Below are 19,327 nucleotides of genomic sequence, written 5' to 3'. Positions count from 1 at the left end.
CGGAACCGGCGCGCCCGCGAGCCGCGCCCGCGCCTGCACCGCACGCGCACCGGTGGAGCGCCTGCAGGACCGCTGTCACGCCGCCGCGACAGCGCCCGTCGCGCGCGCGTGACAGCTGTCCCGGCGGCGTGTCGGCGCGGGGCGAAGCGCTCGCCGGAGACGCGCGGATCAGCCTGGAAACGCGGCGATTCGCGCTGCAGACCGATTCCGGCACATGCGTTGCGATGCGCCCCTCGAACGCGGCGAAACGCGGATTGAGGAGGATGCGGACATGACGTCTCGAAACAGCGGCGCGGGCAACGTGGATCACCAGGGGATCGCCGGCGCGCGCCGATCGGAGCGGCTCGGGCTCGTCGCGCTCGCCGTGCTGGCGAGCGCCGTCTCGGCGAGCCGCCCCGCGGCCGCGGTGAGCGCCGAGCCCGGGCTGCGCGAGATCCCGCTCGACACGACCGGCGCGACCTTCCGCGCCGAGGTGATCGGCGACGAGCACTTCGATTACCTCCGGATGGCGGACGGCACCGCCGTCGTGCTCAACGACCTCTCGGGCGACTACGAGGTCGCCGAGCTCGGCTCGGACGCGCGCGGCGCCCTCAGGCTCGTCCCCTCCGGGGTGCTGGTCCGCGATCTCCGCGGGCAGGGCGGCCCCGTGGATCCGGCGTTGCTCCAGCGCATCGACGACGAGGCGCTCGATACCCTCTGGGAGGCGGAGATCGCACATTCTCGAGGCGCGCTCTCGTTCGCGGCGAATCCGACCGTGATCTCCGGGATCCGGCGCCCCCTGCTGACCATCCTGCTGGAGTTCACCCAGGGGGGCGGGCTCGCCACGCCAGGCGCGTTCACCGGCAACTTCAACACCGACCTCGCGTACTGGAAGCAGACGATGTACGGGAGCCTCCCGGGCTCGGTGAACCATTACTACGCCGACATGTCGCGCGGGAAGTTCTCCTTCACCCGCGCGAAGGAGACCCAGGGCACCGCCAACGACGGCATCGTCCGGATCAAGCTCCCGTTCGCGCACCCCAACAGCAAGAAGGATTTCTCCCTCCTCCAGCTCTACCTGAAGGAGGCGCTGGTGCTGGCGGATCCCTTCGTCAACTTCGCCTCCTACGACACCAACGCAGACGGCAAGGTCCGCGGCGACGAGCTCAACACGGTCTTCATCGTGGCCGGCTACGAGACCGCGAACACGAGCAAGACGCCCTCCATCTGGGCCCATGCGAAGGGCTTCGAGGACCCGATCACCCTCGACGGGAAGGTCCTCACCGGCTACGCCGCGCTCGGCGAACGGCAGGTCCACTCGGTCGGCGGCGTGCCCACCACGATGCCGGCCACCGTGGGTGTCATCGTGCACGAGCTCGGGCACTCGGCGGTCGGCCTCCCGGATCTCTACAAGGGCCCTACCCCGCTCGGGTCATGGTGCGTGATGGCGTCCGGGAGCTGGGGGAGCACGAGCGGCTCGCCCGCGGGCTCGGTGCCCGTGGCGATGGGCGCCTGGAGCCGGATCAAGGCCGGATTCCTGGCGCCGACGGTGATCGAGCCCGGGTCCCCGCCGCAGGACATTGCCATCGTCCGGACGGCCGGCGCGGAGTTCCTCGGGCAGGGCGTCGCGCCGACGATCTACAAGATCGAGACCTCGGATCCGGACCAGTACTTCCTGATCGACAACCGCCAGAACGAGGGATACGACCGCGGCCTGCAGCGCTGGCTCGACTTCGATGACGTCTCCGGCGGCGTGGCGATCTACCGCGTCGACGAGGCGAAGAAGGCGGGCGCCGGGAAGATCGCGTTCATGGCGAGCAACCCGAGCTCGCCGAGCTCCATCGCCAACCTCTACAACGAGCAGGGGGGCCGGACCTTCACGCCGTTCACCGACCCGAGCAGCGACGACGCGGACGGGCAGTTCACCGGGCTCTCGGTCACGGACTTCAACGTTTCCGGGCCGATCATGCTCGCGCACGTGAGCTATGTCCCCTTCGCCTGCAACGCGATCACCGCGTCCGTGGCCGAGCACGAGATCCACGGCCGCGCCCACAAGCAGATCGTGGACCTCGGGGACGACCAGATCTTCCTTGGATACCGCACCACGGGCGTGCATCAGGCGCTCGGGTTCGACGAGGACGAGATCGTCACGCTCCACGTGGAGGCGCCCGGGATGTGGAGCGTCGGGGAGTGCGACTGAGCGGCTTGGCCTCCCGCCCGCGGAAGCTCGTGACCGTCTCGATCAGCGCGCGGAGCTTCGGCTGCTCCTGCGTGCGCGCGGGGAAATAGAGGCAGAAGCCAGGCCCCTTCGTGATGAACGCCTCGAGCACGCGCTCCAGCCGTCCCTCCGAGAGGTCGCGCTCGATGGCCTGGTCCGGCACGTAGGCGAGGCCCGCCCCCGCGCACGCGAGCGCGACCATGAGCCCGATATCGTCGGTGACGACGCCGCCGGGGACGTCGACCGTGATCGTCTTGCCCCGGCGTTCCAGCTCCCAGCGATAGACGACGCCGCTCGCGAGGAGGCGCTGGCGGATCGCGCGATGGCGGACGAGGTCCTCCGGCGCGCGCGGTCGCCCCGCCTTCGCGAGGTAGGCCGGTGAGCCGACGATCGACCACGACGAGTGGCTCGAGATCGGAACCCGCACCATGTCCTTCTCCACCGCGTCGCCGAGCCGGATGCCCGCGTCGAAGCCGGACGCCACGAGGTCGACGAAGGCGTCGTCGAGCGATACCTCGATCGACAGCTCCGGGTACGCCTCCCGCATCTGCGCCACGAGCGGGGCAACGAGCCACGCGCCGCTCACGCGCGGCGCGGTGAGGCGGAGGTTCCCGGAGGGGCGCCCGCGGTAGTCGCCGAGCGCGGCGAGCGCATCCTCGACGTCGGCGATCGCGGGCCGCAGGCGCTGAAAGAGGCTCTCGCCCGGCTCCGTGAGCGCGACGCGCCTCGTGGTCCGCTGAAACAGCACCACCCCGCACCGCCGCTCGAGGAGCTTGATCTTCTGGCTCACGGCGGTGGGGGTGACACCGAGCGCGGCGGCCGCGGCGGTGAAGCTCTTGTGGCGGCCCACGGCGAGGAACGTCGTGAGCCCGTCGAGCGCGTCGGTCATGCTCGATTATGAACTGGTAGTTCATAAAGCATCAACGTTTTAGCGCATTTTCTTCATGCTCGGGATGTTGCATCTTCCGTCGTGTGAGGGGCGCAGCGCCCCGGGCAACGAAGAGGAGATCCCCATGGAAACGAGCAAGAACGAGCGGGTGTGGTTCATCACGGGCGCGTCGCGCGGCATCGGCGCGGAGATCGCGAAGGCGGCGCTGGCCGCCGGCGATCGGGTGGTCGCCACCGCGCGTGATCCGAAGAGCATCACGGACCGCTTCGGGCGGCCCGAGGCGCTCCTCCCCGTCGCGCTCGACGTGACGGACGAGGCGTCGGTCGCCGCCGCGGTCGAGGCGGCCGTCGCTCGGTTCGGCCGGATTGACGTCCTCGTGAACAACGCCGGCTACGGCGTCGTCGGCGCGATCGAGGAGACCTCGGGCGACGAGGTCCGGCGCGTCTTCGAGACGAACGTGTTCGGCCTCCTCGCGGTGACGCGCGCCGTGCTCCCGCAGCTCCGGAAGCAGCGCGCCGGCCAGATCCTGAACATCTCGTCGCTCGGCGGCTACCGGTCGGGCGCCGGGTTCGGCGTGTACTGCTCGACGAAGTTCGCCGTCGAGGGGATCTCGGAGGCGCTCCACGCCGAGCTCGCGCCGCTCGGCATCGCGGTGACGATCATCGAGCCGGGCTACTTCCGGACGGAGTTCCTGGAGGCGAAGTCCGTCGTCGAGACGGGCAAGGTCATCGCCGATTATGCGGAGACCGCGGGCAAGGTCCGGAGCCACGCGAAGACGGTCAGCCTCCAGCAGCCTGGCGACCCGGAGCGGCTCGCGCGCGTGGTCGTCGAGCTCGCCCGCGCGAAGAATCCCCCGCTCCGCCTCCCGCTCGGCAGCGACGCCGTGGCTGCGATCGAGGCGAAGAACGCGCTCGTGGCGCAGGAGCTCGCCGCGTGGCGCGCCGTCGCGGAGTCGACGGACTTTCCGAAGTGAAGCGAGGTTGACACCCCGGAGGCGCGAGCGCGCAGGGAAAGACGGGGGTCACGCGCCCGCCGCCTCCGGGTAGTTCACCATGGGCGCCACCCCGGGCGCCGGGCCCTTCGCTGTACCGGTCGCGCGACTGACACAGTGCTTTCGTGCGGCGCGTCCCCTGTGCCTTCACCGGCGAACACCGCCTCCTTACGCTCCGGTCCATCCCCGACCGGAGCGACCTGCGATGACCGAGCTGCTGCCCCTTCTGACCTATTGCTTCGTGATGTCGAGCACCCCTGGGCCGAACAACATGATGCTCACCGCCTCGGGCGCCAACTTCGGCTACCGCGGCTCGCTGCCGCATCTCCTGGGCATCGGCGTGGGCGGCGCGGTCCAGACCTTCTTCGCCTGCCTGGGCCTGGGCGCGCTCTTCGCCGCCTACCCGGCGCTGCACGCCGTGCTGCGTGTGACCGGCGCGCTGTACCTGCTGGTGCTGGCGTGGAAGCTGACCGGCGGCGCCGCGGTCAAGGGCGCCGAGGTGCCGCGGCCGCTGTCGTTCGCGCAGGGGGCGCTGTTCCAGGCCGTCAACCCGAAGAGCTGGGTCAAGGCGATCACGGTGGCCTCGGTGTTCATGCCGGCGGGCATGGGCGTGGCGAGCGGCGCCCTGCTCGTGTCCGTCGTGAGCCTCGCCATCACCTTTCCGTGCACCTCGGCGTGGGCGCTGTTCGGCGTGGCGATCCGGCGATTTCTGACCGATCCGCGACGGCACCGGCTGTTCAATGGCATCATGGCCGGCGCGCTGGCGGTGCTGGCGCTCCTGCTCCTGCGTTGACCCATGTTCTCGCTCGACCGCGACTCCGCCGTTCCCCTGGCCGACCAGATCGAGGCGCGGCTGCGCGCGCTGATCGAGGGCGCGCAGCTGCCGCCCGGCGCGCGGCTGACGTCGATCCGCCAGCTGGCGGGTCAGCTCGGCGTGAGCCCCAACACCGTGGTGACGGCCTACGATCGGCTGGTGGCGGCCGGGCTGCTCGAGTCGCGCGGCACGGCCGGGTTCTTCGTGTGCGAGGCGGCCTCGGCCATGCCGAGCGAGGCGTGGCTCGAGGCCGGCGAGGAGCAGGAGCCGGTGTGGCTGGCGCAGCAGTCCAACGACCAGCGCGCCGGCGTGTTGCTGGCCAGCAGCGGCGCGTTGCCGGCGAGCTGGCTGAGCGACGCCATCCCTGCGACGGTGCTCCAGCGCGCGCTCGCCCGCAACGACGCCGGCATGGCGGCGCGCTGTCCGCCGCAGGGGCTGCCCGAGCTACGGGAGCGCATCGCGATGCTGATGCGCTCCCAGGGCATCGCGGCCGACGCGGGGCGCGTGCTCACGACCTGGGGCGGCACGCATGCGATCGACCTGATCTGCCGGGGCTACCTCCAGCCAGGCGACGCGGTGCTGGTGGAAGACCCGGGTTATTTCCTGCTGTTCGGCCGCCTGCGGCAGGCGGGTTACCGCCTCGTCCCGGTGGCGCGAAGGCCGGACGGCGTGGATCTGGGGGCGCTGGAAGCTGCGTGCCGCGAGCACCGGCCCAGGCTGATGTTCCTCCAGAGCGTGCTGCACAACCCGACCGGCTGGGGATCGAGCGCCGCCAACCTGCACCGCGTGCTGACGATCGCGCACCAGCACGGTGTCCTCATCGCCGAGGACGACGTGCACGGCCACTTCCACCCCGGGCATCCCACGCGGCTGGCGCAGCTCTCGGGGCTGGATGGGGTCATCTATTACTCCAGCTTCTGCAAGGCGCTGAGCCCGGCGCTGCGCCTCGGCTACATCGCGGCCGAGCCAGGGCGGCTGAAGCCGCTCTTGCGCGAGAAGATCTATTCGGTGCTGACGAGCGGCGCGCTGAACGAGCTCGTGCTCCTGGAGGTGCTGTCGGCCGGCAGGTGGCGCAAGCACATCGATCGGCTGCAGCAGAAGCTCGGCGCGGCCCGGAACGCAGCGGCGCGCCGGCTGCGCGACGCCGGCGTGCTGCTGGACCACCCGGGTGAAGGCGGGCTGTTCCTCTGGGGCGCGGCGCCGCGCGGGGTGGACGTCGACGAGCTGGTGCAGGACGCGTACCTCAGCAAGATCCTGCTGGCCCGCGGGGCGACGTTCATGGCGGATGGGGCGGGAGATCCGCATATCCGGTTCAATGTGGTGTTCAGCCAGAATGTGCGGGTGGCGGAGTACCTGGCGCAGCGGTTTGCGGCCGTGGCGAGCGCGCGGGGGGCGATGGAGAGGGCGGTCGTGGGGGTGTAGCGGGTGGGGAGGGTCCCCGCCTGCGCACCGCGGCGAGCCCTGTCGAGGCGCGGTAGCGGAGCGGCGCGCCTGACCAGGAGGCTTCCCCGGCCCAGCGACGTCAGGAGCGCTCGGCTCGCCGTCTCAGGTGCTTCGCCAGGAACGCGTAGATCTCCTTGCGTGACGCGACAGCGGCGGGCGTGTCGATCCGGTTGAACGCGTGCCCGCCCGGGGCGTCGACGTAGATCCTGTGCTCGAAGCGCTTGCCCGCTGCCTTGAGCGCCTGGATCAGGTGCTCGACTTCGAGCACATGGACGTCCCGATCGTTGGTCGTGCTGTGGATGAGCAGCGGCGCCGAGATCTTGTCGACATGGTAGATGGGCGACCGCCGCTGGTACTCCGCCACGTCCGCGTGGGGTGTCTTGCCGATGTGATAGGGCGCAGAGAACAGATCCCGATAATCCTGAGTCGAGTAGCCAAGCCGCGCAATGAGATTGGTCACCGGAACGCCGGCATAGACCGCCTTGAACATCTCCGGAAAGCGCTCGGCGGCGAGCAGGGCAATGAGCCCTCCGTGGCTCCAGCCGATGATTCCCACCCGGTCCGGGTCGACGAAGGGCAGCGCGGCGACGGCCCAGTTCCTCCCCTCGACGATGTCGTCCACTTCGAGCCCGCCGTAGTCGATGGCCTTGTGATACGCCTCGCCATATCCTGTGGAACCCCGGTACTCGGGGGCGATGACCACGTATCCCTGCAGCATCAGCTCGCGGACGATGTGCGCGCTCTGCGTGTCGAAGCTTGCGTGCACGCCGCCGTGCGGGAACAGGAGGACCGGGTGCCTCAAGGACCTGTCGAGCCCTCGCGGCACGAATACATAAGCCCAGACCACGAATGGGTGTCGAGCGTTGGCGATTCCGTAGGTCTCTTCGCCCCTCGGGTCGGGCGGACCGGTGTACCTGACCTTGTCGATGACGGCGATGTCCCCCACCTTGTGGAACCAGAGCACGTCATCGGTCTTCTTCTGCTCCACGTCACGCTCGAAGGCGGCGTTCTCCAGCTTGCCGGCGATGGCGTCGATCTTCCTCGAGAGGCACTCCTCGCCCGCGGCAGCGTCGGCGGCCCTGGTCACGGGGGAAACGGAGGAGATCACGGCGAGTGCAACCAGTCGGGCGATCGTGTGGCGAGTCATGACGAGCCTCCGTGGACGTGCAGTGGCGCAGCGGGGTCCTCGGGAAGGGATATAGAGCGCAGGGCGCCTTTTGGGGACTGCGCCGTCGCTCGAGAGCTCCCGGCACGCCTGCCGGGAGATGTCACGTATCGCCAGTGCTGTTTGCGCCGGCGCGCTGGTCCTCGCTCTCTCGCGCCTCACGGAGCTCGTAGTGCTGCGCTCGGGCATCGAAACGCGCGAGGATCTGGCGCGCCTTCGCTGGCACGTACGCGGTCTCATGGTCCTCGCCGGCGAACGCCTTGACGGCCTCGATCGAGTCGAACGACATGATCGTGACGAACTCGACCTCGTCCCCGAGCGGGCGCCGGAGCAGCTCGATGCGGCGGAAGCCTCGCACCTGCTTCGCCAGGATTCCCGGGAAGATCTCTGTCTTCAACAGGGCCTCGTACGTGTCGGCGTTCTCCGGGGTTGTCCAGCCGTGCCAGATCCGTCGGATCATGTGACCTCCTGTGGCAGCGCGAGCGGGGTACAGAGTCCACGCTCGGCATCGCGGAGCATACGAAACGTCAAAGCGCCCGCCCGGTCAAGCGCGCCCCGTTCCAGCTTACACGACCATCTGATATGGTCTTCTGTTGCGCTCCATGGCGCGTCCCCAGCGCGGGACGGCCGCCCCTCCCCCAGCTCCTGACGAGGTCCTACATGCTTACCATCGGTCGTCGCCATCGTGGTCTGGTCCCCTTCCTTTCCCTCGCCGCGCTCGCGGTCGCCGGCTGCGGTGCCGGGGCGGAGCCTGAACCCCTAGCCGCGGATGTGCTCGACGAGGCGGCGATCGAGGTGAGCTCGGCGCCGCTGGCCAACCACCACGCGAAGAAGCACAAGAAGTGCCGCCGCCACGTCGGCGTCCACGCGGAGTGGTCGCCTGTGGCGCCGCTGCCAGCGGCGCGAGAGCGGCACATCGCCCTGCTCATGCCGGACGGCCAGGTGTTGGTCGCCGGCGGCAGCGGCGATTACCCCTACCCCACGACGGTCGATTTCTACAATCCCGCCGCTGACACGTGGACGACCCGTCACACGCTGCCCTACCCCATGTCCCCCGTGGGCGCGGCGCTCCTTCAGGACGGCAGGGTGCTCTTCAGCCCAGGCGGGCTTGTCTATGATCCGATCACGGGCGCGACGGCGAGCGTCCCGCTCACGCCCGGCGAGGCGGCCCGTGGTTGGGCGTTCGCGTATACCGCGCTCACCCTCCTGCCGGACGGGCGGGTATTACGCACGGGCGGCAGCGACGACGACAGCACCCTCAAGGAGGCCGTGCTCTACGATCCTGCCACGAACACGTGGTCCAGCGCAGGGTCGATGTCGGTGACCCGCTACCTGCATACAGCGACGCTGCTCCAGGACGGGCGCGTGCTCGTCGTCGGCGGCTACACGTTGAACGGCAACGAGATGCCCCAGGGCCGCACCAGCGTGGAGATCTACGATCCGGCCACGGGCGCCTGGACGGCGGCGGCGCCGACGAACCTGCCCCGCATGCAGCACACGGCCACGCTGCTGCCGAGCGGGCGCGTGCTGGTGGTCGGCGGCGGCGGCAGGATCTACGGCGGCACCGAGGAGGAGATCGAGATCCTCGTCGATGCCGGCGAGACCGCCGAGATCTACGATCCCGCGAGCGACACGTGGACGTTGACCGCGCCGCCGAACTTCCTCCACACGTGGGCGTCCGCCGTCGCGCCCATGTCCCACGGCCGCGTGATGGCCGTCGGCAGCGACGGCGCGGAGATCTACAAGGAGGCGAACGGCAGCTGGACCCCGATCGACGAGCCGACCCAGAGGGGCTTCCCCACCGCGACGACGCTGCAAGACGGCTCGGTCCTCATCACGGGCGGGTATGACGCGACGTACTTCAGCAATCCGCCAACCCTCGCGAGCGTGGAACGCTACGGGGGCTGCAAGAAGAAGCATTGATGCGCACACGCCGCCGCGCGCTGCTCGCCCTCGCGCGAGGAACGAGGCGGCCTATCTCACGCCTCGCGCTCGCGCCCGTCGCGGCCGTACCAGCAGGAGACCTCCAGCCTGTCCCCTAGCGGGATCTCCACCGACCCGTAGCCGCTGTCCGCGCCGCGCACGTACTCCAGGTACGGCCGCAGGTCATCCGGCGCGATGTCGAGATCGTCCGCGACGATGAGCGCGCCCCTCCGCAACCGGGGCTCGAGCATCCGGAGCACGGGCAAATAAAGGTTCTTCCATCCGTCCAGCAGGACCAGATCGATCGGCCCCTCCACGTCCCGCAGCGTCACCAGCGCGTCTCCCTCGCGGATCTCGACGAGATCGCCGAGCCCGCTCTCATCGAGGTTCTGCCGCGCCCGCCGCACCTTCTCCGGGTGCAGCTCGCTGCCGACCACCCGCCCGCCGCCGCCATCGCGGATCGCCGCAGCCAGGAACACCGTCGAGATCCCGAACGACGTGCCGAACTCCACCACCGTGCGCGCCCGCGCCGCGAAGGCGAGCAGATGGAGCAGCCGCCCGACCTCGCGGGAGACCGGCAGATACGCGTCGGCAAGCATGTGGGCGAGCGTCTCGGGGTCGGGGCTCGGGCCGCGGCGCTCCCAGTCGCCGCGGACGCGGGCGATGATGCGCGGATCGCCGCTGTCGGCGTCCTGGAAGAGGCGGTCGAGGGTGCTTTGAACGCGCGGCGAATCGAGCGTGGTGCTCATGATGGCATGTCTCCTCCGGGCAGGCTCGCGGTGACGGCGCTGCTGCACGCCCTCGCGGCTGCCCTGTCCGACACCGAACCTGCGCCCGAGAAGACATGACTTCCAGTGCATGTACGGTAAGTTATTGCTGCGTCCCATGCACTCCATCGATCTGAACCTGCTCCTCGCGCTCGACGTGCTGCTCGAGGAGGAGAGCGTCCTCCTGGCCGCGAAGCGGATGCACCTCAGCCCCTCGGCGATGAGCCGCACGCTCGCGCGCGTCCGCGAGGCCGTGGGCGACCCGATCCTCGTGCGCGCTGGCCGGCGGCTCGTGCCGACGCCGCGCGCCGCGGAGCTGCGCCCGCGCGTGCGCGCGGTGGTCGCCTCGGCCAGCGCGGTCCTCCGCGAGCGGGGCGCGCTCGACGTCGCCGCGCTCACCCGCAGCTTCGCCGTCCGGACCAGCGACGGCATGCTCGGGCTCGTCGGCGCCCCGCTCCTCGACGCGCTGAGGGCCGAGGCCCCGGGCGTCACCGTCCGCTTCCTGCCCGAGGGCGACGAGGACGTCGCCGCGCTCCGGGAGGGCCGGATCGATCTCGACCTCGGCATCATCGGCGACATGGGCCCGGAGATCCGCGTGCAGGCGCTCGTCAAGGACCGCTTCGTGGGCGTGGTGCGCCGCGGCGGCCCGCTCGCGTCCGGCAAGGTGACGCTGGAGCGATTCGTCGAGCACGCCCACCTCGGCGTCTCCAGGCTGGGCAAGACCTGGGGCCCCATCGACGAGGCCCTCAAGAAGAAAGGGCTCGCCAGGACCACCGCGGCCGTGGCGTCAGGCCATTACGCGGCGCTGTGCCTCCTCGCCAGCTCCGACCTCGTCGGCGCGTTCCCGTCGAAATGGCTCGCGCACGCCGCCCCGCGCTTCGATCTCGTCACGTTCCCCCTGCCCGTGACCACGCCCGCCATCACCATCTCGCAGGCGTGGCACCCCCGCTTCGACGCCGACCCGGCGCACCGGTGGCTGCGCGACCGGCTCCGCCGCGTCTGCCGGTCGCTCGCGGAGCTCGGGGCGTAGCCGCGCCCGGTCCAGCGGCGCCGCTTCGGGGCGTGTGAACGTCGATCACGGCGACCCGTGAGCGAGCAGCGCTGTGGCGTGAAGACGGCTCCCTTCGACACATGAAAAGATGCTGGGATCACGCGACTTTTCCAGAAGAGCCGGATCGCGGTTGTCACGGTGTCCTCTCACCCCGAGGCAGGCCCGGCAGTTGGGACTTGACGCCTCCGAGCGGTTGGATTTCCTTCTCGCCCACCAGCGTCATTACGTGGACATCGCCCAACGATGTCCACGCCGAGCGCGTCCTCAGAGGATGCGAGCTCGAACACGAGGACAGCGATGAACTTGCGAATGCTAACGTCTCCCGTCGCATCGGCATGGTTTGCGGTCACGGTGATCGCCTGCGCGCCCAGCAACCAAGGCACCCAGGTCGGCTCGCCCGATCCGGCGAGCTCCACGAACCCGGCCGGCAGCGCCGCTCCGGCCAGCACCGCGAGCCCGAGCGCCGCGGCCCAGACGCCCGCCCCGGCGGAGCCCGCGCCCCTCGGTCCGCCGCTCAAGCCCGCTGCCAAGGGAGCGTTCGCCACGGGGGAGTATCGCAACCTGTTCGCCGAGCTGGGACACAAGCCCGCCGAGATCGACGCAAAGATCGCGAAGGCCTACGAGCAGCTGTTCCACGGCGATCCCAAGGAGCAGGCCGTCCTGTTCCCGGCGGGAAAGAACGCGAACGGCCCCAAGGCGTACATCATGGACATCGGCAACAACGACGTCCGCTCCGAGGGGATGTCGTACGGCATGATGATCGCCGTGCAGGTCGATCGCAAAGACGACTTCGACGCCCTGTGGAACTGGGCCAAGTCCCACATGTACCACGCGGATCCGAAGCACCCCGGCTTCGGCTACTTCTCGTGGCAGATGCGCCCGGACGGCACGGCCATGGATGAGAATCCCGCCCCCGACGCGGAGGAGTATTTCGCCACGGCGCTCTTGTTCGCGTCGAACCGCTGGGGGAACGGCAAGGGGATCTACGACTACAAGAAGGAAGCCTTCAGCATCCTCGACGCGATGAAGAACCGGAAGCCGATCACCGGGCCGGTCAACAAGGACAAGCGCAAGACGACGCTGCACTCGCTCTTCAACACCGAGCACAAGATGGTGCGGTTCACGCCCGACGCGGACAACTTCGCGAAGAACGGCGATCACACCGATCCGTCGTATCACCTGCCGGCGTTCTACGACCTCTGGGCGGCCTGGGGCCCCGAGGCCGACCGCGCGTTCTGGGCCGAGGCGGCCAAGGTGAGCCGCGATTACTTCGTCAAGACGACCCATCCGAAGACCGGGCTCGCTCCGGATTACGCCAACTTCGATGGCACCCCCAAGGGCGCCTCGTGGGACGCGGGGACCGCCAACTTCCGTCAGGACGCGTTCCGCACCGCGATGAACTGGTCGGTGGACGCGGCGTGGTGGGCGAAGGATCCGCGGCAGACCGAGCTGAGCGATCGCCTCCTCGCGTTCTTCGAGGCGCAGGGCCCCAAGTACAAGGGCAACTTCACCCTCGAGGGCAAGCCCATCGTCGACTACGACTCGCTCGGGCTCGTGGCGGCGAACGCCGTCGCGGCGCTGGCCGCTACCCATCCGCGGGCCTGGCGCTTCGTCGAAGAGCTGTATCAGCGCGAGGCGCCTACCGGCAAGTGGCGGTACTACGACGGCATGCTGTACACGATGTCGCTGCTGCACCTGAGCGGGAAATTCCGCATCATCACGCCGCAGGCGCAGGCCGCGGCGCCGGCTGCCGCTCCTGCTGCTGGGAAGACGGCCGCGGCGCCGGCTGCCGCTCCTGCTGCTGGGAAGGCGCCGGCCGCGGCGCCTGCTGCCGCTGCTGCGAAGAAGTAGCTCGGCAGGCGTGGGGGCGCTCGGATCACTTCGGTGATCGCGGGCGCCCGACGCCGACTCCCCTCGCAAGGCCCGTCCCGCCCGGAGGTAGCGTTCCCGGACCTGCACCGCGTCGCAGCGGGGCTGGCCTGCGCCCCCCGGATCACCGCGCGACGCCGCGGAGCTCCAGCTCGCCTCCCGGCGAGCGCGCCGCGACCACGGTGATCGTCGCAGAAGCCGACGGCCCGAACAGCTCGAACGCCGAGAGCCCGGGGACCTCGGCCGCCGGCGCCGAGAGATCGGCCGGCCTCCGCCGCAAGGACGCATTGCCGTCCGCAGGCCGCTCCACCCACTCGATGAGCTCGCCGCGGACCTCGGGAAGCACGTACGGCCGGCCCGACTGCTCGATGCTCGCGGCCAGGGCGTCGCCGTCCGCAGGAGCGGTGATGTCCCCGATCCGCAGATCGAACTGCTCGTACTTGGGCTCCGGATGAAACGGCGCCCATTCGAGATAAGCCACCACCCTCTCTCCGGCGCCGAGCATCGGGAAGGACTGTTTGCCTTCCCGGGAGCGCGGGATAGCGCGCCTCGTGCGCCGGTCATAGACCACGATGTCCGCGAGATCGCGCGCGTCCTCGTCGAAGCGGCCGTCGGGATCCTCGGAGAAATCAGCGAAGGCGACGTGCGTCGCCGAGATGTCCGGGAAACGCTGCTGCCCCGGGCCGGACGCGATCTGGACCGCCTCCGCCTGGCCGATCTCGTACAGGAACACGTCCGTGTCGCCGCTCTCGTCCGCGGTCAGCCAGCCCGTCAGCACCACGGCGTCTCCCTCCACGCGCGGCTCGCCCGCGTGATCGAACGGGCCGCGGATCGTCTGCGTCTGGCCACCCCGGCGCACGCGCACCACGCGTGCTCCCTGGTCCGTCGCCTCCCAGACCACGACGTCGCCGGCGAGCGCAGGCCGGCGCGGCGTCTCGGCGGCCGGCGCGAGGAGGAGCTCTTCGCCCGTACCGAGATCACGCAGCCTCAGGGCGCCGCTCGCGTCGCCGGCCTCGCGCGGCGCGACGTAGGCCAGCAAGCAGCCGTCGATCGCGTAGGGGGGAGCTCCGGGCGCCTGCGGGGCGCCTGTGTCGACGCTCGAGGCGAAGACGGCGACGCCGTCGGCCGCGGAGGCATCACACGCGGCGGGCGAGGGCGGCGCGGCGGGGGCGCCGCCTCCGCCGTCGTCCGGCAGGAGCGCCGGCGATCCGTCGACGGCCGCAGGCGAGCAGCCCGCGACGAGCAGCGCGAGCGCGAACCGCCCGCTCCATCCACGGCGCGAGCTCGGTCCTCGATGGCAGGGGCGCGGGGAGATCGGAAAGACCGCTTCTCCTGCCGCGCGGCCCTGTCGGTGCTCCTCCTCGAGCCTCGATGTGTTCAGTGCTCCGGAACCGCTGCCCTTCATAAAGAGTCCTCCACTGCTGCGTTTGCTTGCCTCTCTGTCAGCGGCACCTTCACGAGGGGATTCACTCCGTTTTCCTCTGCGATCCGGAGGGAGCGCGCATGCCTAGGCGCGCCATGCGCTTCTTCAGACCGTGGCGCGTGATGCCGAGACGCTCGGCCGCGCGGCTGATGTTCCCGCCGGTCTCCGCGAGCGCGCGCCGGATCGGCTCGCGCTCGTCGTCCTCGGCCAGCGCGTGGCGCGCCTCGCCCGAGTTTCCCCGCCCCGCGGCCGGCGGCGGGACGGGTCCGGCCATCGGCGGCCGGGCCGGTGACGCGGGGCGCTCGGCGGCGTCGGGCGTCCGGCGCGCGCTCGCCCGCAGCGCGCTCGCCCGCATCCCCCGCGGGAGGTGCTCCAGCTCGACGCGGCGCACGCCCAGCGCGGCCAGGCGCTGGACCAGGTGCGCGAGCTCCCGCACGTTGCCGGGCCACGCGTAGGCATCGAGCGCCGCGAGCGCGCGCGGCGCGATCTCGATGGGGGCGCCCGTCCGACCCAGATACCCGGCGAGCAGCAGCGGCACGTCGCCCTCCCGGTCGCGGAGCGGCGGCAGGTGGATCTCGATGGCGTTCACCCGGAAGAGCAGGTCCTGCCGGAACGCCCGCTCGGCGACCGCCTGCGCGAGATCCCGGTTCGTGGCCGCGACGATCCGCACGTCGAACGGCCGCTCGTCGTCGCTGCCCACCGGGCGATAGCGCCGTGACTCCAGCGCCCGCAGCAGCACCGCCTGCCGCGCGAGCGGCAGCTCCCCCAGCTCGTCGAGGAAGAGCGTGCCGCCCTCGGCCCGGGCGAGCAGGCCGGGGCGCGCGCGCTCGGCCCCCGTGAACGAGGCCCGCGCGTGGCCGAAGAGCTCCGCCTCGAAGAGCGCGTCGGGTACGGCGCCGCAGTTGATCGCGACGAGCTCGCGCGAACGGCGCGGTCCGAGATCGTGGAGCGCGCGGGCGAAGAGCTCCTTGCCCGTGCCGGTCTCGCCCGCGAGGAGCACGGGCAGATCGCTGTCGATGGCCGCGTCGAGGCGCGCGAGCGCCCGGCCCAGCGCGGCGCTCTGGCCCAGGATGTCGGGGAAGCTCCTCCGCGGCTGGGCCGCGGGCACGACGGTCGTGTCGGCGCGCCGCAGATCGGGCGCGGGCTCCGCGAGCGAGGCGAGGCAGGGAGGCGCCGGGCCTTCGCGGCGGGGCTCTTCCGGCGCGCCGGGGCGGGCGAAGAGCCGCAGGAAGAGCCCCGCGAGCGACGCCCAGCGAGCGGCCCGCGCCTCCGTGACGGCGTCGAAGCACGCCGGGCGGAACCGGTGCTCGACCACGATGAGCGCGCGCGGAGGCCCGGGGAGCGCCGGACCTGGCGAGGCCGCGCTCGCCGCCAGGGCGCGCCCGCCCATCGAGGCGTGGTCTGCGCCGACGCGCAGCACGAGCCGCGAGCCGCGGCCGCCCGGCGTCTCCACGTCGCGCTGGTAGTGGACGGGCGCGGCCTGGCTCAGCGCGAGCTGCGCCAGGTCGGGCGGGATGCGCCGCGCCGCCTCGGCGATCTCCAGCCCGTCGAGGTCGGCGCCCCAGGCCGCGACCACCCGCCCCTGCTCGTCGACCACGGCGAGCAGCGCGCGCTCGGCCCCCGACTGCTGCACGAGGGCGCGAGCGAGCCCGACCGCGGCCTCCGCGGCGCCGTCCGCGGTCGCCACCGACGCGAGCCACGCCCAGAGCGCGCCGTCCTCTCCGCTCGCCGCCGCCGTCATGCCTGGGCCAGCATACGCGCCGCCCGCCGCCGGTGCGCCCTGCCCCGCCGCCGGTGCCCCCTGCCCCGCCGCCGGTGCCCCCTGCGCCCCATGCGCGCCGCCACGCGCCGTCGCCGCGGCCGGCGCCCGCCGTGCGCCGGGCCGCGCCGAGCGCAGCACGTCGAGCGCCTGCGCCTCCACCTCCGCGAGCATCGCCGCGCGCGCCCGCCGCGCGGCCCGGATCGCCCCCCGCGCCGCCCGCCGGGGCTCCGCCGGCAGCTTGGTGAGGTACGCCTGCGCCTCCGCCACCTGGGCCCGCGCGTCCACCAGCGGGTCGCTCGCCCGCACGCCCGGGTCCAGCGCCGCGAGCGCCGCGAGCGCCCGCCGCCCGTCGCCGTCGAGCAACGCCACGTTCGCCCGCGCGATCACCAGATCGGCCTGGATCGCCGCAGGGAGCGACGCCGCGAGCGCCCACGCCTCCTCGATGCAGCGCTCCGCCGCGCGCGCGTCGCCGCGGCGCACCTCGATGTCCGCGCGCGCCGACAGGCACCAGCCGCGCCCCGCCACCTGCCCCAGCGACCGCGCGAGGCGCATCGCCTCGTCGAGCGCGCCGAAGGCCTCCTCGTAGCGCGACGCCTTCCCGAGCGCGATCCCGAGGTTCATCAGGCACGAGCGCATGCCGGCGCGGTCCCCGAGGGTCCGCTTGACCGCGAGCGACGCCTCGAACGTCCGCACCGCGCCGTCCACCTGGCCGCGGTACAGGGCGACGATGCCCGCGTTGTGGTGGAGCCGCGCCACCTCTTCCACGTCGTCCACGCGCTCGCCTTCCACGTCGTCCACGCGCTCGCCCGCCGAGGGCAGCTTCGCCTGCGCCCCCGCGAGCCACGCCTCCGCCTCGCCCCAGTCGGCGCGCATCAGCGCCACGAGCCCCAGCGTCGACAGCGCGAACGCCTCGGCCGCCCCGCCGCCGAGCCTCCGCGCCGCCGCGAGCGCCGCGAGCGCCTGCTCCTTCGCCGCCGTCGCGTCCCCATCCCGCGCGCGCTTCTCCGCGCGCCGCCGCAGCGCGAGCACGAGCACCCGCTCGTCGCGCTGCGCCGCCTCGTCGAGCCACGCCACGACCTGCGGGTGCGCCGCGCCCACGCCCGCGTCGCGCGTCAGCCGCTCGAGCCTGCAGAGGAGCGCCGGGGTCCTCCGGTCCGCGTCCTCGCCGAGCGCGAGCAGCGCCTCGATCTCCTCCGACCGCAGCCCGGCCTCGCGCGCCTGCGCCGCGGCCCGCTCGTGGAGCTGCGCGCGCCGGGCCTTCGTGCACGGCGCCGCCGCCGCCGAGAGGAGCGCCGACGCAGGCGCGCCGGGATCCGCGAGCAGCGCCGCGGCGACCTCCTCGGCGACCTCCGGCGTGGCGAGCGCCGCGGCGAGATCCCTCGCCAGGGCGGGAGCGGACAGCGTGGTGAGCGCGCCGGCCGCCGCCTCCCGCCTCGCGATCAGCGCGCCCGCGAGCAGCTCGCCGAGGGCTCGCTCGCCGGAGGCGCGCGGCCGCCCGCCGCCCCGCGCGTCCGCCCGGCCGCCGCGCCCGAACCCGAGAGAGCAGCGCGCCTCGGGCAGGGCGCCGCCCGCGATCGCGATCGCGGCGAGCGTCGCGCAGGCGTCGGCCGACAGCCCGCGCACGCGCTCGATCGCCGTGTCCTTCGTGAGCGGCACGCGGCCGAGCGACGCGAAGAGCCACCCCGGGTTCTTCCCCGACGCCACGGCGGCCGCTCGCACGCTCGCCTCGTCGTCCACGCCGAGCGCGCGGCACAGCGCGCCGAAGCTCGCGTCGCTGAGCGGCCCGAGCGCCACGCACGCCGCGCCCTCGGGCGCGCTCCGGGCCGTCGCGACCACCTCGATCGCCGCGCCGCCGGGCGCCGCCGGCCGGCACCGGTACGCGTCGAGCGCGGCGCGGAGCTCGGCCGGGGCCTGGTCCAGGTCGTCCAGCAAGAGCAGGAGCGGGGGCCCGCCGCCGGGCGGCGTCACGAACGGCGGCGCCCGCTCGGCGCCCCGGAAGAACGCGATGAGCCGCAGCAGGAGCGGGTCGGCCTCGCGCGGGAACGCCACGTACCGGGCGCTCCGCCCGGCGAGCAGCGCCCGCGTCACGAGCTCGCGCCCGAGGTGGCTCTTGCCGGCGCCGCTCGGCCCCGTGACGTAGCGCACGCGGCCTGACGGTGACGGCGCCTGCTGCAGCGCCTCGAGCTCGCGCTCCCGACCGATGGGCGCGGGCGGCGCCCCCACGGCGATGCCCGCCTCCACGGCCGCGACGCCGAGCTGCCGGAGCACCTCGCGGGCCTCGGCAGGGCGGTCTCGCGGGTGCAGCGCGAGCAGCGCCTCGACCACCTCGGCCACGCTCGGCTGGACCCACGACGCGGCGTCGCGCAGCGGGCGCCGCGCGCGAAAGGGCCCGGGCGGGCGGCCCGCGGCCGAGCACCACGCGAGCGCCCCCAGGCTGTAGAGGTCGGACGCGGCCGACGGCGCGCCCCCGGCGAGCAGCTCGGGCGCGGCGAAAGCCGAGGTGAACGCGACGGCGCCGCCCGGCGCGCGCGCCCTCGACACCGCCGCCCCGAGGTCGAGGAGCACGGCCTCGGCGCCGCCCCCGCCGAGGGGCCGCATCCGGACGTGCGCCGGCTTGAGATCGCTGTGCACGAACCCCGCGTCGTGCAGGGCGGCGAGCGTCCTCGCGACGCCGGCGAGCACGCCCGCGAGCCGCGCCGGGCGCTCGCCGGCCGGGGCCCCCTGCACCCACGCCGCGGCGTCGTCGCCGGCCACGTACTCCTCGACGAGGAAGGGCGCTCCCGTCCGCTCGTCCCGCCCGAGATCGTGCGCCCGCACCACGCCGGGGACGCGCAGGCGCGCGAGCAGCGCGAACTCGCCGAGCAGGGTGTCCTCGCGGAAGGCGCCCTGACGGAACACCTTCGCGACGAGCTCGCGCCCCCGCGCCTCGCGGTCGATCACGCGCCCCACGACGCCCTGCGCCCCCTGCCCGAGGATCTCGCCGGGCTCGTACCGAGCATGGGCCACGAAGGGCTCGCGCCGCGGGGCGTGCAT

General features: G+C 72.5%; 13 protein-coding genes. 7 read left to right on the top strand and 6 right to left on the bottom strand.

What is annotated here, in order from left to right; genetic code table 11:
• Positions 1 to 271 precede the first annotated feature (271 nt).
• Positions 272 to 2,179 carry a M6 family metalloprotease domain-containing protein gene (locus tag WMF12_RS16925; RefSeq protein WP_437872562.1) on the top strand — a complete coding sequence of 636 codons (1,908 nt, stop codon included), beginning with the start codon at positions 272 to 274 and terminating at the stop codon, positions 2,177 to 2,179.
• Here the strand turns inward: WMF12_RS16925 and WMF12_RS16920 are convergent.
• Entirely contained in the window at positions 2,127 to 3,086 is a 960-nt protein-coding gene (locus tag WMF12_RS16920) for a LysR substrate-binding domain-containing protein (RefSeq protein ID WP_437872561.1), read from the bottom strand. The two genes, WMF12_RS16925 and WMF12_RS16920, sit on opposite strands and share 53 nt — an antisense overlap.
• 124 nt (positions 3,087 to 3,210) lie before the next feature.
• Between WMF12_RS16920 and WMF12_RS16915 the strand changes: the two genes are divergently transcribed.
• The 3 genes from WMF12_RS16915 (at position 3,211) to WMF12_RS16905 (ending at position 6,313) form a co-directional block, all read left to right on the top strand.
• Complete coding sequence (locus WMF12_RS16915) at positions 3,211 to 4,059, top strand: oxidoreductase (protein WP_437872560.1); 849 nt, start codon at positions 3,211 to 3,213, stop codon at positions 4,057 to 4,059.
• Between the two features lie 223 nt (positions 4,060 to 4,282).
• Positions 4,283 to 4,870, top strand: a complete 588-nt coding sequence (locus WMF12_RS16910) for a LysE family translocator (protein ID WP_437872559.1) — start codon at positions 4,283 to 4,285, stop codon at positions 4,868 to 4,870.
• 3 nt (positions 4,871 to 4,873) lie between these two features.
• Positions 4,874 to 6,313 carry a PLP-dependent aminotransferase family protein gene (locus WMF12_RS16905; protein ID WP_437872557.1) on the top strand — a complete coding sequence of 480 codons (1,440 nt, stop codon included), beginning with the start codon at positions 4,874 to 4,876 and terminating at the stop codon, positions 6,311 to 6,313.
• Positions 6,314 to 6,413: 100 nt separating this feature from the next.
• Here WMF12_RS16905 and WMF12_RS16900 read toward each other — a convergent pair whose 3' ends face one another.
• Positions 6,414 to 7,442, bottom strand: coding sequence for an alpha/beta hydrolase family protein (locus WMF12_RS16900; protein WP_437872556.1), 1,029 nt, complete (start codon positions 7,440 to 7,442; stop codon positions 6,414 to 6,416).
• A gap of 160 nt (positions 7,443 to 7,602) precedes the next feature.
• Positions 7,603 to 7,959 carry an antibiotic biosynthesis monooxygenase family protein gene (locus WMF12_RS16895; protein WP_437872555.1) on the bottom strand — a complete coding sequence of 119 codons (357 nt, stop codon included), beginning with the start codon at positions 7,957 to 7,959 and terminating at the stop codon, positions 7,603 to 7,605.
• 200 nt (positions 7,960 to 8,159) lie between these two features.
• Here WMF12_RS16895 and WMF12_RS16890 point away from each other — a divergent pair, with 200 nt between their 5' ends.
• Complete coding sequence (locus WMF12_RS16890; protein WP_437872554.1) at positions 8,160 to 9,422, top strand: Kelch repeat-containing protein; 1,263 nt, start codon at positions 8,160 to 8,162, stop codon at positions 9,420 to 9,422.
• Between the two features lie 56 nt (positions 9,423 to 9,478).
• Here the strand turns inward: WMF12_RS16890 and WMF12_RS16885 are convergent, their stop codons facing one another.
• Positions 9,479 to 10,171, bottom strand: a complete 693-nt coding sequence (locus tag WMF12_RS16885) for an O-methyltransferase (protein WP_437872553.1) — start codon at positions 10,169 to 10,171, stop codon at positions 9,479 to 9,481.
• A gap of 136 nt (positions 10,172 to 10,307) precedes the next feature.
• On the opposite strand from WMF12_RS16885, the gene WMF12_RS16880 reads away from it, so the two are divergent.
• Positions 10,308 to 11,219, top strand: a complete 912-nt coding sequence (locus tag WMF12_RS16880) for a LysR family transcriptional regulator (protein WP_437872552.1) — start codon at positions 10,308 to 10,310, stop codon at positions 11,217 to 11,219.
• 318 nt (positions 11,220 to 11,537) lie between these two features.
• Positions 11,538 to 13,091: a glycosyl hydrolase family 8 gene (locus WMF12_RS16875; protein WP_437872550.1), complete on the top strand. Its 1,554-nt coding sequence runs from the start codon at positions 11,538 to 11,540 to the stop codon at positions 13,089 to 13,091.
• 142 nt (positions 13,092 to 13,233) lie between these two features.
• On the opposite strand, the gene WMF12_RS16870 is transcribed toward WMF12_RS16875, so the two are convergent.
• Together WMF12_RS16870 and WMF12_RS16865 are read right to left on the bottom strand one after the other, a co-directional pair.
• Positions 13,234 to 14,514: a hypothetical protein gene (locus WMF12_RS16870; protein WP_437872549.1), complete on the bottom strand. Its 1,281-nt coding sequence runs from the start codon at positions 14,512 to 14,514 to the stop codon at positions 13,234 to 13,236.
• 61 nt (positions 14,515 to 14,575) lie between these two features.
• On the bottom strand, positions 14,576 to 19,327 hold the full coding sequence (locus tag WMF12_RS16865) for a sigma 54-interacting transcriptional regulator (protein WP_437872548.1): 4,752 nt from the start codon (positions 19,325 to 19,327) through the stop codon (positions 14,576 to 14,578).

It is taken from the genome of Sorangium sp. So ce363 (genome assembly GCF_051520435.1).
Taxonomy (GTDB): Bacteria; Myxococcota_A; Polyangia; order Polyangiales; family Polyangiaceae; genus Sorangium; species Sorangium cellulosum_B.
The sequence above is the reverse complement of the archived record's forward strand: the minus strand, read 5'-3'. Positions and strand labels throughout refer to the sequence as shown.